Origin of the sequence: Marilutibacter maris, from assembly GCF_003233695.1 — a bacterium.
GTDB classification, from domain to species: Bacteria; Pseudomonadota; Gammaproteobacteria; order Xanthomonadales; family Xanthomonadaceae; genus Marilutibacter; species Marilutibacter maris.
Map to the genome: position 1 here is coordinate 1,393,668 of NZ_CP029843.1, position 15,393 is coordinate 1,409,060.

The following is a 15,393-nucleotide window of genomic DNA, read 5'->3' on the forward strand; positions in this document are numbered from 1 at the left end:
GCTCAGAATCCGAACATCGCCTTGGCCAGCGCGAACGCGGGCAGCGCCGCCAGCACGCCGTCGAGCCGGTCGAGGACGCCGCCATGGCCGGGGATCAGATGGCCGGAGTCCTTGAGCCCGACGTGGCGCTTGAGCAGGCTCTCGAACAGGTCGCCGACCACCGAGAACAGCACCGCGATCACGCTCGCCAGCACTACCCACGGCAACTGGGCGACGCCGGCGCCGGCGAACAGGCCCAGACCGATGCCGGTGGCGACGCCGGCGAGCAGGCCGCCGAGCAGGCCTTCGAGGGTCTTGTTGGGGCTGATCCGCGGCGCCAGTCGGCGGCCGCTGAACAGCCTGCCGCCGAAGTGGCGGCCGGCGAAATAGGCGCCGGAGTCGGCCGCCCACACCACCGCCAGCGCGACCAGCAGCCAGCGGTGGCCGGTGTCGCCGTTGTCGGCGTGGATCCAGGCCAGCGCGCACCAGGCCGGGACCAGGCTGAGGGTGCCGGCGGCGAGCTTGATCGCGCGGGCGTGGGTGTCGTGGTTGCTGGCGAAGCCGTAGCGGCCGAGCCAGGCCAGCGCCAGCAGCCACCAGACCACGCCGATCACGGTGGCGATCTGCAGCAGGACGAAGCTGAATCCGCTGCTGGAGCGCGAGGCCCAGACCAGTGCGACCATCAGCGCCAGGTTGGCCGCCAGCAGGACCGCGCGGGCGAGACTGTCGTCGACCTCGGCCAGGTCGAACCACTCCCACAGCCCGGCCAGGAACACCACCGCGGCGAGGGCCATCAGCCAGGGGGTGGGCAGCAGCAGGATGGCGGCGATCGCCATCGGCGCCATCACCAGGGCGGCGATCAGGCGGGTACGGGTCATTCGGAATTCTCTTCGTTTGGGGTCGCCAGGCCGGCGGCGGCCACCTGGGCGCCGGTCAGGCCGAAGCGGCGCTGGCGGCTCGCGTAGTCGTCCAGGGCGGTCTGCAGGGTCTCGACGTCCAGTTCCGGCCACAGTCGCTCGGTGAACCACAGCTCGGTGTAGGCCAGCTGCCAGAGCAGGAAGTTGCTGATCCGCAGATCGCCGCCGGTGCGGATGAACAGGTCCGGCGGCGGCAGCTCGGCCAGCGCGACCCGCGAGCCGAGCAGGGCCTCGTCGATGTCGGCCGGGGCCAGTCGCCCGGCGGCGACGTCCTCGGCCAGCGAGCGCGCGGCCTGGGCGATGTCCCAGCGGCCGCCGTAGCTGGCGGCGATGTTCAGGTGCAGGCGCTCGTTGCCGGCGGTGACCGACTCGGCATGCTCCATGCGCTGGCGGATCGCCTCGCTGAAGCGTTCGCGCTCGCCGATGAAGCGGATGCGCACGCCGCGCCGGTGCAGCTCCTCGACCTCGCGCTCGAGCGCGTTGAGGAACAACTTCATCAGCGCGCCGACCTCGTCCTCGGGACGGGCCCAGTTCTCGCTGGAGAACGCGAACAGGGTCAGCGCGCGGATGCCGCGCTCCAGGCAGAAGTCGATGCAGACGTTGACCGCACGCGCGCCGGCGCGGTGGCCGATCATGCGCGGGCGTCGGCGACGTTCGGCCCAGCGCCCGTTGCCGTCCATGATGACGGCCAGGTGGCGGGGAACGCCGGCGGCCGGCGGGGTCTTGGCGGGATCGGAGGTCATGAGGCCGACGGACAGACCCGTCAAACCGCCATGAGTTCCTGTTCCTTCGACTTGACCACCTCGTCGACGTCCTTGATCGCGCTGTCGGTCAGCTTCTGGATGTCCTCCTCGGAGCGGCGCACGTCGTCCTCGGTGACCTGCTTTTCCTTCAGCAGCTCCTTGACCTGGTGGTTGGCGTCGCGGCGGATGTTGCGGATCGCGACCTTGGCGTTCTCGCCCTCTGCATGCACGACCTTGGTCAGTTCGCGGCGGCGCTCCTCGGTCAGCGCCGGCAGGTTGATGCGGATCACCGTGCCGGCGGTGTTCGGGGTCAGCCCGAGGTCGGAATTGATGATCGCCTTCTCGACCGCCGCGACCATCTGCTTCTCCCACGGGGTGATCGTCAGCGAGCGCGCGTCGGTGACCGCGACGCTGGCGACCTGGGTCAGCGGCATGTCGGAGCCGTAGTAATTGACCTTCAGGTGGTCGACCAGCGCGGTCGAGGCACGGCCGGTACGGACCTTGGTCAGATCGTGGCGGAGCGCGTCCACGCTCTTGGTCATGCGGGTCTTCGCGTCAGTCTTGATCTCGTTGAGCATCGCCGGCTCCGGTCCTGTGTCGGTAACCGCGGGATTATAGCGGGGCTTGTCAACCGGGAGGCGCCCGGCCCGCGAGGCGCGCGGCGCGCGGTCGGGGCAATGGCGGTCGCCGCGCTCAGCCGCCGTGCGGCGCGCGCACGTGGCGATCGTGCTCGCAGGCGGCGCCGTGCTCGACCTGCAGGGTCGGATGGTTGATGCCGAATTCCTCGTCGAGGGCGCGGTTGAGGCCGTCGATGAAGCGGTCGTGGTCGCCGGGCTCGGGCCGCACCATGTGCGCGGTCATCGCGATCTCGCCCGCACCCAGCGACCAGATGTGCAGATGGTGCACCGCGGTGACGCCCGGCTGCTGCTCCAGGAAGGCCTTGACCCGGGCCTGGTCGATGCTGGCCGGCACCGCGTCCATCGCCGCGTTGAAGCTCTCGCGCAGCAGCCCGAACGCGCTGAACGCGACCACCGCGCCGATCAGCAGGGCCGTGGCCGGGTCCAGCCAGGCCCAGCCCAGCCAGCTCATGCCCAGGCCGGCGACCACCGCCGCCAGCGATACCGCGGCGTCGGCGACCAGGTGCAGGAACGCGCCGCGCCGGTTGAGGTCGTGGTCGTGACCGTCGCGGACCATCCAGGCGGCGCCGAGGTTGACCGCGATGCCGATCGCCGCGACCACCACCACCGTCATCGCCGGGATTTCCGGCGGCTGGCTGAAGCGCCGCACCGCTTCCCAGGCCAGCGCGCCGGAGAATGCGACCAGCAGCAGCGCATTGGCCAGCGGCGAGAGCAGGGTCGCGCGGCGCCAGCCATAGGTGTGGCGGTCGGTCGGCGGCCGGCGCGCGAGCACCGCCGCGCCCCAGGCCAGGCCCAGGCCCAGCACGTCGCCGAGGTTGTGGAGGGCGTCGGACAGCAGCGCCAGCGAGTTGATCGCGAAGCCGTAGCCGGCCTCCAGCGCGGTGTAGGCGAGGTTGACCAGGGTCACGACGGCGAACGCGCGGGTACCGTCGTGGTGGTGATGGTGGTGTCCGGACATGCGGCGATGGTGGCATGCCGGGCGGGCAGGACACTATTCCGACGGACAGGACATTGTTGCAGGGAGGTTTTCCCGTGGCAGCGGCGCAGGCCGCGATCCCCGGGCTGCGCCCGGCAATCCCGAAAGTTTGCTGCGCGAACCCTGGGCCCCACCGTTGCGCTACCCCCCCATTCGCGCTACGCGCGAATCGCCCCCTCACTCAGGGGGGACGATATCCGGTTGCGCGCGGATATCTCCCAAAGTTTGCTGCGCAAACCCTGGGCCCCGCCGTTGCGCTGCCACACCCCCATTCGCGCTATGCGCGAATCGCCCCCTGACTCAGGGGGCTGAGCTCATGAGGCAGGCGAACGCTCTTCGTAGGAGCGGCGTAAGCCGCGATGAGGTTTGCTTGGGAAGGCCCGGTCGCGGCTCACGCCGCTCCTGCAGGGGGAACGATATCCGGCTGCGCGCGGATATCTCCAAAAGTTTGCTGCGCAAACCCTGGGCCCCGCCGTTGCGCTGCCACACCCCCATTCGCGCTATGCGCGAATCGCCCCCTGACTCAGGGGGCTGGAGCCGTGCTACATCGCATCTCGTAGGAGCGGCGTAAGCCGCGATGGGACTTGCTTGGGAAGGCCCTGGGATGGCGGCTTGCGCCGCTCCTGGAGGGAGTCCTCTGTCGCCTGCGGGGGATTGCGGCTCAGGGCTGCCAACGGCGTGGGCGGGGCACCTCTCAACCGCGGCCGGAGACCAGGGTGCCGATGTTCTCGCCCTTGAGGAGGCGCAGCAGGACCCCGGGCTGGCCCATGTCGAAGATCCGCAGCGGCAGCCCGCTGTCGCGGCACAGGGCGAATGCGGCGGTATCCATCACCTGCAGGTCGCGCGTGATCACCTGGTCGTAGGTCAGGGTCTCGTAGCGGGTCGCGTCGGCGTGCTTCTTGGGGTCCTTGTCGTAGACGCCGTCGACCTTGGTCGCCTTCAGCAGCAGGTCGGCGCCGATCTCGATCGCGCGCAGCGCGGCGCCGGAGTCGGTGGTGAAGAACGGGTTGCCGGTGCCGGCGGCGAAGATCACCAGCCGGCCCTTCTCCAGGTGACGGATCGCGCGTCGGCGGATGTAGTCCTCGCAGACGTCGTTGATCTTCAGCGCGCTCATCACCCGCGCCTTGCCGCCGCGCTTCTCCAGCGCGTCCTGCATCGCCAGCGCATTGATCACGGTGGCAAGCATGCCCATCTGGTCGCCGGTGACCCGGTCCATGCCGGCGGCGGCGAGGCCGGCGCCACGGAAGATGTTGCCGCCGCCGATCACCAGCGCGACCTCGGCACCGGCCTGCTGCGCCTCGATCACCTCCTGGGCCAGGCGTCCGATCATCTTTGGATCGATGCCGTAGTCCTCATCGCCCATCAGGGCCTCGCCGGAGAGTTTCAACAGGACGCGGCGATAGGCGAGCGGGGACATGGCGACCTCAACAGTGGATAAACCCGGAAATTCTATCCGAGGTAGGGGGCGCGCCACGAGATCCGTTCAGGTAGACATGATTGCGCTCTCACCGCCACTACAGGGACGTTCAGGAAGGCGTGGGCCCGTTCTGCGCCTTCTTTGCGGCTCGTGGTACAACAATTGGCCATTGTGGCGGCCGGATGACATCGCTCTCCGGCGCGCCAATCACCAGATTGTTGCTGCCGGAGACGTCTCTGCCGATGCCCCCCCTCGGGTCCACCGTCGTTCCGATCGTCGCTGCCGCGACAACCACCGCCCACTCCCGGGAGCGCGCCTAGTGGTTGCTCCGGCCTGGGAGCGGGACGACCCTGGCTCGCTGCCGGAGTGCGGGCAGGGCGACGACTTCGAGGCATTCGTACGCGAGCAGCGCTCGGTCCTGGTCGGCTATCTGTGCCGGCGCCTGCCGGAGGAGGATGCCAAGGACGTGGCCCAGGAGGCGATGGTCCGGCTGTTGCGTTACCGCGGCCTGCCCGCGGAACAACTGCGCCGGCTGGTGTACCGGATCGCCGCCAATGCGCTGCTCGACCGGGGCCGTCGCGCCGGCACCGGCACCGGCATCGGGCCGCAACCGATCAGCCTGAACGCCGATCACGACTGGCTGCCGTCGCCCGAACCCAGCCACGAGCAGCGCGTCGACACCCAGCAACAACTGGTTCACGTGCGGAGGCTGATCCTGGAACTGCCGGATCGCTGCCGCGAGGTCTATCTGCTCAACCGCATCGAAGGCATGAGTTACCCCCAGATCGCGGAGCGCTTCGGCATCTCCGTCAAGGCCGTCGAAAAGCATGTCAGCCGCGCGCTCAAGGGATTGCGTGAAGGCCTGGCCCGGATCGAGGGCGATGCGTCCGGGGAGGAAATGCCGTGAGCGTGGGGCATATCACCCGTCTCGACGACCTCGCCGCCGACTGGCTGGCCCGGCTGGAGTCGCCGGAGTGCTCGATGGCCGAGCGCGCCGCCTTCGAGGACTGGCTGGCGGCATCGCCGCGGCATGTCGAGGCCTACCTGGAGGCCGAGCGCCTGCACCTGCTGGCGGCCGGACTGGCCGATGACGAACTGTTGCGGGCCGCCATCGGCGAGATGAGTCCGCCGGCCCCGCGCACCGCGTCCAGGACGCGGCGATCGCGCTGGCGGCCCTGGTCGGCCGCAGTGGCGGCGGTGCTGGTGCTGGCGATCGGGGCGGCGACCTGGCTGCGTCCGCAACCGCCCCAGGTGGCCGGCTACGCGACCGCCGTGGGCGAGCAGCGCGAGATCGTGCTCGAGGACGGCACCCGCATGCTGCTGGATACCGATACCCGGGTGGAGACCCGCTTCGATGCCGACCTGCGGGTGGTGGAGCTGATCTCCGGTCGCGCCCGCTTCGAGGTCGGACAGGACCCGGACCGGCCGTTCCTGGTGCGTGCCGCCTCCGGCACCGTGCGCGACATCGGCACCACCTTCCAGGTCAGCCGCCGCGGCGACGACATCGACGTCGGGCTCATCGAGGGCATCGTGCTGGTCAGCCGCGGCGACGACGGCCCGGGCCGCAGGCTCGCCCCCGGCGAGCAGCTCCATGTCGATCCGCAGGGCCGTTTCACTCCAACCCGTGCGTTGGACCTCGAGGTCGCCAACGGCTGGCCGCGCGGCGAACTGGTGTTCCGCAAGCGTCGTCTCGACGACCTGCTGGTGGAGATGAACCGCTACTCCGAGGTCCCGTTGCGCCTGGCCGAACCTGAACTGGCGGGCATTGCCGTCAGTGGCGTGTTCCGGGTCGACGAGCAGGCGGCCCTGGTCGAGGCGCTCAGGCAGGGCTGGGGGCTGCGCGCCGAATCCCGCGACGACGGGGTGTTCCTGTACGGTCCCGCGGAGTGAGGGCGCGGCTGGAAGCCGGCCGGCGGCCTGGATGAAGGCCGCCCGGGCGGCGGCGCGGGAGCCCTCCCGGAGGAGCGAGGCCTCCAAACCGGTGCGAATGGAGGAATCCCCTGATTGCCTGCGCTGCCGGGGGTTCCGTAATGTGTGGGGATGCTGGTTCCGGTGCCCCCTCGGATAACCAGGGTCTGCCTGGTGATAGCAGTGTGCGGCGTATTGTCGCTGCGCACGGACGGCGCGTGGGCGGTCGAACCGTCCGCGGCGGAGTCGGGGACCTCGACGGAGCAACTGCAGCTCGATCTGCCTGGCGGCACGCTCGACGGTGCATTGAAGGCGCTGGCGCTGCGTAGCGGCATCCAGATCCTCTACGCTCCGGGGCAGGTCGAGTCGCGCCGCGCACGCGCGTTGAATGGCCGGATGACGCTCGAACATGCGCTGCGCTACCTGCTGGAGGGCAGCGAGCTGAGGGCCGAACGGGTCAACGCCGACACCTTCGTGTTGAAGACGACCGTTGCGCCGAAGCCGGAGCAGGCGGTGCCACCGCCGCCGTCGATGCCGCGCCAGCGTGCCGTCGACATGGATCGGGTCGAGGTCACCGGGTCGCGGATTCCGCGCATCGACATCGACGCGGTCACCCCGTCGCCGATGACCCTGATCACCCGCGAGGACATCGAGACCAGCGGCTTCCAGACCCTGTTCGAGCTGCTGCGGTTCCAGCCGGGGATGATCGGCCACCATCCGGTCGCGGTTGCCGCCGAAGGCGGGCCGAACTTCCAGCAACCGTTCAACGTGGCCGCGACCACCAGTCTCAACGCGCTGGGGCCGCGCGCGACCCTGTTCCTGGTCGATGGCCGGCGGGTGGCGAACTATGGCCTGACCAGCGCCGAGCTGGGCGGGCTGACCGACCTGGACGCGATCCCGCTGAGCCTGGTCGATCGCGTCGAGATCCTGCGCGGCGGCGCCTCGGCGATCTACGGTGCCGACGCGATCGCAGGCGTGGTCAACATCATCCTGCGCAAGCGGCAGAAGGGCGGTGAGGCATTGATCCGCTACGGCCGTTCCGAGCGCGGCGATGCCGGCGAGCGTCGCCTGTCGCTGAGTCATGGCTTCGATACGCCGCGCGGCGGCAGCGGCATGCTGGCGGCGGACTGGTTCGATCGCGAGGCGTTGCCCGGCGATGCGCGCGACTGGCATACCCGCGACCGCAGCCGCGATGGTCTGCCGGACGGGCGGACCTGGCTCGCTCACTATTACCGGTTCCTGGATCTGGACGATGTCGTCGAGCCGGTCGCGCTCGAGTGCGGCAACGCGCCGGCCGAGGTCATCGACGCCAATTGCCGGTTCGACCAGGCGCGCTACACCGACCTGCAGCCGGCCAGTCGGCGCCTGTGGCTGTACGGGCATCTGTCCGAACCGCTGTGGGAGGGAACGACGCTGGAGCTGGATGCGCGCTACGGCGAGGCGCAGCAGGAACTGCGGTACCCGCCGTTCTCCGCCAGCGTCGAGCTGCCCGCCGGGCATCCGGACCGCTATCCGGACTTCCTCCCGATGGGGTTCTTTCTCGGCCGTCCCGAGGTCCGGCTGAACTACGCGTTCTTCGAGCTGGGGCCCGTTACCAGCCGCACCGACAACCGCACGTTCGATTTCGGCGCCGCGCTCAAGGGCTGGCGCGGAGACTGGGCCTGGGACGTGTCGGCTTCGCACCACGCCAATCGTGTCGTCAGCAGCATCGATGGCCAGGTCAGTCTGGAGGAGTTTCTTAGTCCGGATTCCCTGGGCCGGTACCGCTTTGATGGCACGCCCAACGATCCGGAACGGCTCGCCGCCATCTCCCCGACTTTCACTTTGCGCGGCGAGGCCACCCTGCAGCAATTGTCGGCCGGGTTGGAGGGGCCGGTGTTCAAGTTGCCGGGAGGCGCGGCACGGCTTGCGGTCGGCGGCGAGTTCCTGCGCAATGGTCTGGTGCACGAGCCCGATGCCCGCCTGCTGAAGGACGACCTGGCCCTGGGCACCCCCAAGACCGCGCGCAACAGTCACCGCAACAGCGCGGCCCTGTACGCCGAGCTCGGCCTGCCGCTGCTGGACAATCTGCAGGCCGACGTCGCCCTGCGCTACGACGATCCGCAGGACTACGGCAGCCGCGTCTCGCCCAAGCTGGGCCTGAAGTGGTCGCCGCACGAGAGCTTCACCTTCCGTGCGACCGCGGCTACCGGCTACCGGGTGCCCTCGCTGTTCGAGCTGCGGCGTCCCAACGTGATTCCGCAGAGCAAGCTGGTCCCGGCGAGCGATGCGCTGCGACCGTGCCTGGAAGAGGTGGTCATCGACCCGTCGGTGCTGCAGCGGTTGGCGCAATTCCGGCTGGCACCGTCCTATTGCCGGGTCGAGCTGGGTGCGTTCGAGAACCCGAACCTGGTGCCGGAGACATCGCGCAGTCACACGCTGGGGATGGTATGGGCGCCGTCGCCGGACTTCAGTCTCAGCTTCGATCATTTCCGCATCCGTCGCGACAACGAGATCGCGCAAGGCAACGTGCTCGACAGTCCGGAGGCCTTTCCGGAGTCGGTGCGTCGCGACAAGGGCGGTCGCCTGGTCGGGATCGACAGCTATTACCAGAACATCGGCCGGTCCGACATCCGCGGCTGGGAAGCGGAGATGCGCTGGCATGTGGATGCGGGCGATGCCGGCAGGCTTTCCTTGACCGCCGCGGTGCACCAGCTGTCGCGGGTCAAGCGCCAGCTCGGTGAAGGTGCGCCGGTCTACGACCATGCCGGCTACGGTGCGCCCACCACCAACCTGCTGGGCTCCGTGCAGTGGGCGCGCGGCAACTGGACCCATACCCTGGCCCTGCGCGCCCGCGGCCCTTACCAGGTCGGCTCGCCCGTCACCGGATGTCCGGGCTACAACCGCGGTCGCTGCCGCACACCGGGGCGCGGGGTGCTCGATCTGGACATCGCCTACAACGGCATTCCGGGCTGGCGGCTGGGCTTGAACGTGCGTGATCTGGCCGATCGCGATCCGGTCAACTACGACATCGAGCGCGACGGTTACGACATCGCCTACGACGATCCGCGCGGACGCTACCTGCTGCTCAGCGCGCGCTATCGGTTCTGAACGAGCCGTTCCGGCAAAGCCGGGTCCTTGTCAGCGCAATAACCCTGTTCGGGTTTCACTCGCTACCGCGATCGGGGTAGGGGGTTGCCTGGCACGCGCGTTATTGCTCGTGTCGAAGCTCTGGGGCTCCGACGCGTGCCGTTGGCACGCCGCCTCCGTTCGCGCGTGCTCGACAGCGAGCGGCGTTGGACGGGACAAGAACACTCGATCAGGGAATAGGGGACAAGATGCAGCAGTCTGGAAGCTTTTCGTCGGCGCTTCGTGGTGGTCGGCTGGGGAACAGCCGCAGCGGCGGGAACAAGGGGCATGTGCGGTCGGCGCTCTCCAGCGCGATCGTCGTCGCGCTGTTGTTCGCTGGCGCCGGCACCGCAGTGGCGCAGGATGCGCAGGACACTCGGTATCAGGAGCAGGGCAAGGTCGGCGATGCCGACAGCTGGCGCAGCGACGAGTTCAAGGCCGATTGGGGCCTCGAGGCGATCGGCGCGCACCACGCCTACGCGCGCGGCCTGACCGGACGCGGGATCCGTCTGGGAATCTTCGACAGCGGCGCCGACAGTCGTCATGCCGACTTCGCGGGCAAGGACCTGCGCTCGATCCTGATGGCCGACCCGGGCTGCACAAGCGGCGCGGTGCTCGACGGCCCTGACGCATGCTTCTATACCGAGGGCGATCGCGCCCAGGTATCGATCCTGCAGTACACCGATGAAGACCGCGCACTGGTCGATCTGCTGATCCAGTTCGGCTGGCTCGTTCCGGATGCCAACGAGATCCTCGAGGGCCTTTCCGGCATCTCGTACGAGACCCACGGCACCCACGTCGCCGGCACCATGCTGGCCAATCGCGATGGCAACGGGACCCACGGTGTGGCTTACGGCGCCGACCTGACCACAGCGCGCCTGTTCGCCAACAGCTACTCCGATGTGACCGCCCTGTTGTCCGGGATATTCGGCGTCAACTTCGGTGGTACCGAGATCAGCATCGGGCCCAGCAGCGAAGCGGTCGCTGCGATGTACGAGCAGATGTCGGCGCAGGGCGTCCGCGCGATCAATCACAGCTGGGGACTCGCGTCGGAACCCTCCACGCCGGAGGACATGGACGCGCTCTACAACAGCGATGGCGCCGCCGAGTATTTCAATACCTATGTGACGCCTTCGATTCGCGACGGCATGCTGCAAGTGTGGGCCGCCGGCAACAACGATGGGGATATCGCGGGCATCTACGCGACCCTGCCGCGATGGGTGCCCGAGGCGGAGCAGTACTGGCTGAGCGTCGCCAACATCAACGAGGGCGGTGGCATCGATGGCAGCTCCAGCATATGCGGGCTGAGCAAGGACTGGTGCGTTTCCGCGCCCGGCACCGAGATCACCTCGACGGTGATCGGCGGCGATGCCGAGGTCGAGTACAAGTACGATGACGACGGCAACCTGATTGGCTTCGAGGTCGTCGGCGAGAACCCGCAGTTCGGCTACGGCAACCTGACCGGCACCTCGATGGCGGCGCCGCACGTCACCGGCGCGCTGGCGCTGCTGATGGAGCGCTTCCCGTATCTGGACAATCCGCAGATCCGCGACGTGCTGCTGACCACGGCCACCGATCTGGGCGAGGCCGGCGTCGACGAGATCTACGGCTGGGGTCTGATCAATCTGGCCAAGGCGATCGACGGTCCGGGCATGCTGAGGGTCGATACCAATGTGGCGATGAACGCCTTCGCCGGTGGCGAGAAGGTGTGGGACGGTCCGGCGTGGGACGACTGGCGCAATGACATCAGCGGCCCCGGCCGACTGACCAAGTCGGGCATCGGCTGGCTGCGCCTGAGCGGCGACAACAGCTTCGGCGGCCTCAGTGTCGAGGACGGCGTGCTCGAGCTCGACGGCGACAACGCCCTGTCGGCAGCGGCCGAGGTCAACGGCGGCTTCTTCGTCCTCAACGGCACGCTGCGCGACACCGATCTCAACGTCAACGATGGTCTGGCCAGCATCCAGGGCACGGTCATCGGTGGCACGACCGTGGTCGGTGCCGAGGGGCGCCTGCACGGCGTCGGCAGCCTCGGCGATACCCGGGTCGAGGGGGTGATCGCGCCGGGCAATTCGATCGGCACCCTGCGCATCGACGGCGACTACACCCAGGTGGCCGGCTCGGTGTTCGAGGCCGAGATCCAGGCGCCCGACGGTGCCGATCTGCTCGACATCAGCGGACGCGCCGACCTGCAGGGCGGTACCGTCCGCATCCTGCGTGGACCGGGCGAGTACCTGCTTGGCCAGAGCTACAACATCCTCAATGCGGCCGGTGGCATCGATGGCGGCTTCGCCGGGATCGACAGCAGCGCCGTATCGCCGTTCCTGGACTTCACCTTCAGCTACTCCGGTAACGCGGTCGGGCTGGACGTCAGCCGTGGCATGGCCCTGGCCGACGCCGCGAACACCCGCAACCAGCGGGCGGTCGCGACTGCCGCCGATGCGCTCGCGATGGACCACGTGCTTGCCCAGCGCCTGACCCAGCTGTTCCCGGCGCAGGCCGGCGTTGCGCTCGACATGCTCAGCGGCGAGCTGCACGCCAGCGCCCAGTCGGTGCTGGTCGACAGCCAGCAGCACGTGCGCGAGAGCGCGCTGGCGCGTGCTTCGGCCGGGCAGGGCGCGTTCGCCCATCAGGGCGACGCCGGCTCCTCGGCGTGGGTGGAAGTGATGCGTGGCAGCGGCACCCTGGACGGCGACGGCAATGCCGCGCGCACCGAGTACAGCGGCAACACCACCCTGGTGGGCTACGACTACCGCTTCGACAATGGTTGGCGCCTGGGCGTGCTTGGCGGCACCGCGCGAACCGACCTGGATGCGCGCACGCGTGCCAGCGAAGGCGACATCACCGGCTATCGGGTCGGTATCTATGCCGGCCAGGCGTGGGGCAGCTTCGGTGTACGAGGCGGCATCAGCCACGACAGCAGCGAGGTCGACATCCGCCGCAGCGCCGCGTTCCAGGGCCTGCAGGAGCAGACCCGGGTCGAATACGACGCGACCGTCACCCAGGGCTTCATCGAGGCGGGGTACCGGATGCAGACGGGGGCGTGGGAGTTCGAGCCCTATCTGCAGTACGCGCATGTCGGCTTCGACATCGACGGTTTCCGCGAGCAGGGTGGCGCCACCGCGCTCGGCGGAAGCGGCCGCGACGGCGACGTCGGCCTGGCCACCGCCGGACTGCGCTTCAACGTCAACCTGAAGGCCGCCCACCAGGCCGACAGCTGGCTGAGTCTGCGTGGCGGTCTGGGCTACCGCGACGCCAGTGGCGATCTGCTGCCGGCCGCGACGCTGGCCTGGAGCGGTGCCGACGCGTTCACCGTGCAGGGCGCGCCGCTGGCCGACGACGCGACCGTCGCCGAGCTCGGCATCGCCGCCCGCCTGAGTGCGCGCAGCCTGCTGGAGTTCGGCTATCGCGGCCAGTTCGGCGACGACGCGGACGCGCAGGGGCTGAATGCCCGCTACTCGTTGCAGTTCTGATCGGGACGGGGGTAGCCCCGGCTGATCGGACGCTGGAAGAAGGACGGGCAGACATGGATGCCCGTCGCTGGCACCGAAGGAGGCGGTGCCAGCCAAGGACCGGCCTTGCTCCCGGCGCGATGTTCCCTGTTCTCATCGCGCGGGAGCACCACTTTTTGCCGGTCCCTGTTCCGGCGCCTGTTGTACCGGATGGGCGGAAAGAACCGTCCGCCGCCGTTGGTCAGTCCGGCGCGCGGGCAGGAGGAGGGAGAAGGGAGGCGAGCTCCTCGATTCGAAATCCGCCAAAAAAGAAGGCCGCGGAGCGATCCGCGGCCTTCGTCTTTGCAGGCGTCGCCTGCGCAGGGCGGGGCGATCAGGCCAGGCCGGCCTGCTTCATCACTTCGGCGGCGTAGTCCTCGACCACCTTCTCGATGCCCTCGCCAACGGCCAGGCGCTCGAAGCGCACGACCTCGGCACCGGCACCCTTCAGCACGGCCTCGACCGACTGGTTGGTGTCGAGCACGTACGGCTGGCCGTACAGGGTCACTTCGTTGACGATCTTGTTGATCTTGCCGCCGATGATCTTCTCCAGGATGTCGGCCGGCTTGGCCTTGTCCTTGTCGCTCATCTTGGCCAGCTCGATTTCCTTTTCCTTCTCGATGAAGTCGGCCGGCACGTCGGATGCCTTGATATGCGGCGGGTTCATCGCGGCGACGTGCATCGCCAGGCCGCGGGCCAGGTCGGCATCGCCGCCCTTGAGCTCGACCAGCACGCCGATACGGCCACCGTGGACGTAGGCGGCGACGGTGTTGTCGGTGTCGATGCGGACCATGCGGCGCAGCTGCACGTTCTCGCCGACCTTGGCGATCAGCGCGGCGCGGGTCTCCTCGACGGTCGCGCCGTCGATGCTCGCGGCCTTCAGCGCTTCGATGTCGGCGGTGGCCAGGGCGGCCTGCGCGGCGGCATTGGTGAAGGCGACGAAGTTCTCGTCCTTGGCGACGAAGTCGGTCTCGGAGTTGATCTCGACCAGAACGGCCTTGCCGCCGTCCTGGGCGCTGGCGATGCGGCCTTCCGCGGCGACGCGGCCGGCCTTCTTGTCGGCCTTGGCCAGGCCCGACTTGCGCAGGTTCTCGGCCGCGGCGTCGATGTCGCCGCCGGTCTCGGACAGCGCCTTCTTGCACTCCATCATGCCGGCGCCGGTGCGCTCGCGCAGTTCCTTGACGAGGGAAGCGGTGATTTCAGCCATGGGGGTACCTCAAATGGGATGGGTCGCTGGGCGACGTGCGGCCCGCGCCCGGACGGTGCCGTAGGGCGCGGACCAACGATGTTTCCCGCCGGGTGCGGGAAGGGCGCAGCCACGCAGTATCGCGTGGCCGCATGACGCCCGCCTTACTCGGCGGCCGGAGCCTCGGAGGCGCCGTCGGCCTTGGCGGCGGCCTTCTTGGCCGGAGCCTTGCGGGCCGGCTTCTTGGCAGCGTCGGCGTCGCCTTCGGCGGCGTCGGCAAAGTCTTCCTCGCGGACCGAGGCGGCGGTCGGCGCGGCGGCCTTGCCCTCCAGCACCGCGTCGGCGGCGGCGCGGGCGTACAGCTGCACGGCGCGGATGGCGTCGTCGTTGCCCGGGATCGCGTAGTCGACCAGCTCCGGGTTGTAGTTGGTGTCGACGACCGCGATCACCGGGATGCCGAGCTTCTTGGCTTCCTTGATCGCGATGTCCTCGTGGCCGATGTCGATCACGAACAGCGCGTCGGGCAGGCGGTTCATGTCCTTGATGCCGCCCAGCGAGGCCTCGAGCTTGTCGCGCTCGCGACGCAGGCCCAGCACCTCGTGCTTGACCAGCTTGTCGAAGGTGCCGTCGGTCTCGGCGGCCTCGAGCTCCTTCAGGCGCGCGACCGACTGCTTGACGGTGCGGAAGTTGGTCAGGGTGCCGCCCAGCCAACGCTGGTTCATGTACGGCATGCCGCAGCGCTCGGCCTCTTCCTTGATCGTCTCGCGCGCCGAACGCTTGGTGCCGAGGAACAGGATCATGCCGCGCTTCTGCGCGATACCCGAGATGAAGTTCATCGCGTCGTTGAACAGCGGAACGGTCTTCTCGAGGTTGATGATGTGGATCTTGCCGCGGGCGCCGAAGATGTACGGGCCCATCTTCGGGTTCCAGTAACGGGTCTGGTGGCCGAAGTGGACGCCGGCTTCGAGCATCTGGCGCATGGTGATCTGGGGCATTGCAGTAACTCCAGGCAGTGGAATCCGGCCGCAAATGG

11 protein-coding genes are annotated in these 15,393 nt (G+C 68.9%); 4 read left to right on the forward strand and 7 right to left on the reverse strand.

All coding sequences use genetic code 11. The features are described 5' to 3' along the window. Positions 1–2: 2 nt before the first annotated feature. The 5 genes from C9I47_RS06120 to pyrH form a co-directional block, all read right to left on the reverse strand. Positions 3–857 (reverse strand): phosphatidate cytidylyltransferase, encoded by an 855-nt coding sequence (locus tag C9I47_RS06120; protein ID WP_111265959.1) that lies wholly within the window; start codon positions 855–857, stop codon positions 3–5. Continuing rightward, complete coding sequence (gene uppS / locus C9I47_RS06125) at positions 854–1,639, reverse strand: polyprenyl diphosphate synthase (RefSeq protein WP_111265960.1); 786 nt, start codon at positions 1,637–1,639, stop codon at positions 854–856. The genes C9I47_RS06120 and uppS overlap by 4 nt, the downstream gene beginning before the upstream one ends. Positions 1,640–1,659: 20 nt before the next feature. Then, entirely contained in the window at positions 1,660–2,217 is a 558-nt protein-coding gene (frr, locus tag C9I47_RS06130; RefSeq protein ID WP_111265961.1) for a ribosome recycling factor, read from the reverse strand. A gap of 115 nt (positions 2,218–2,332) precedes the next feature. Beyond that, positions 2,333–3,235 carry a cation diffusion facilitator family transporter gene (locus C9I47_RS06135; protein WP_111265962.1) on the reverse strand — a complete coding sequence of 301 codons (903 nt, stop codon included), beginning with the start codon at positions 3,233–3,235 and terminating at the stop codon, positions 2,333–2,335. Between the two features lie 712 nt (positions 3,236–3,947). Further along, complete coding sequence (gene pyrH / locus C9I47_RS06140) at positions 3,948–4,670, reverse strand: UMP kinase (RefSeq protein ID WP_111265963.1); 723 nt, start codon at positions 4,668–4,670, stop codon at positions 3,948–3,950. Positions 4,671–4,989: 319 nt separating this feature from the next. Between pyrH and C9I47_RS06145 the strand changes: the two genes are divergently transcribed. The 4 genes from C9I47_RS06145 (at position 4,990) to C9I47_RS06160 (ending at position 13,156) form a co-directional block, all read left to right on the forward strand. Beyond that, positions 4,990–5,577 (forward strand): RNA polymerase sigma factor, encoded by a 588-nt coding sequence (locus C9I47_RS06145; RefSeq protein WP_223250303.1) that lies wholly within the window; start codon positions 4,990–4,992, stop codon positions 5,575–5,577. Then, the gene (locus C9I47_RS06150) at positions 5,574–6,560 is read left to right on the forward strand and encodes a FecR family protein (RefSeq protein ID WP_111265965.1); all 987 of its coding nucleotides are present in this window, start codon (positions 5,574–5,576) and stop codon (positions 6,558–6,560) included. The genes C9I47_RS06145 and C9I47_RS06150 overlap by 4 nt, the downstream gene beginning before the upstream one ends. A gap of 213 nt (positions 6,561–6,773) precedes the next feature. After that, positions 6,774–9,668 carry a TonB-dependent receptor gene (locus C9I47_RS06155; protein ID WP_190238622.1) on the forward strand — a complete coding sequence of 965 codons (2,895 nt, stop codon included), beginning with the start codon at positions 6,774–6,776 and terminating at the stop codon, positions 9,666–9,668. A 308-nt stretch (positions 9,669–9,976) separates the two neighbouring features. Next, positions 9,977–13,156 carry an autotransporter domain-containing protein gene (locus tag C9I47_RS06160; protein ID WP_223250304.1) on the forward strand — a complete coding sequence of 1,060 codons (3,180 nt, stop codon included), beginning with the start codon at positions 9,977–9,979 and terminating at the stop codon, positions 13,154–13,156. 352 nt (positions 13,157–13,508) lie between these two features. On the opposite strand, the gene tsf is transcribed toward C9I47_RS06160, so the two are convergent. Together tsf and rpsB are read right to left on the reverse strand one after the other, a co-directional pair. Next, on the reverse strand, positions 13,509–14,381 hold the full coding sequence (gene tsf / locus C9I47_RS06165; RefSeq protein WP_111265968.1) for a translation elongation factor Ts: 873 nt from the start codon (positions 14,379–14,381) through the stop codon (positions 13,509–13,511). Between the two features lie 143 nt (positions 14,382–14,524). Then, positions 14,525–15,355: a 30S ribosomal protein S2 gene (gene rpsB, locus C9I47_RS06170; protein ID WP_111265969.1), complete on the reverse strand. Its 831-nt coding sequence runs from the start codon at positions 15,353–15,355 to the stop codon at positions 14,525–14,527. Positions 15,356–15,393 lie beyond the last annotated feature (38 nt).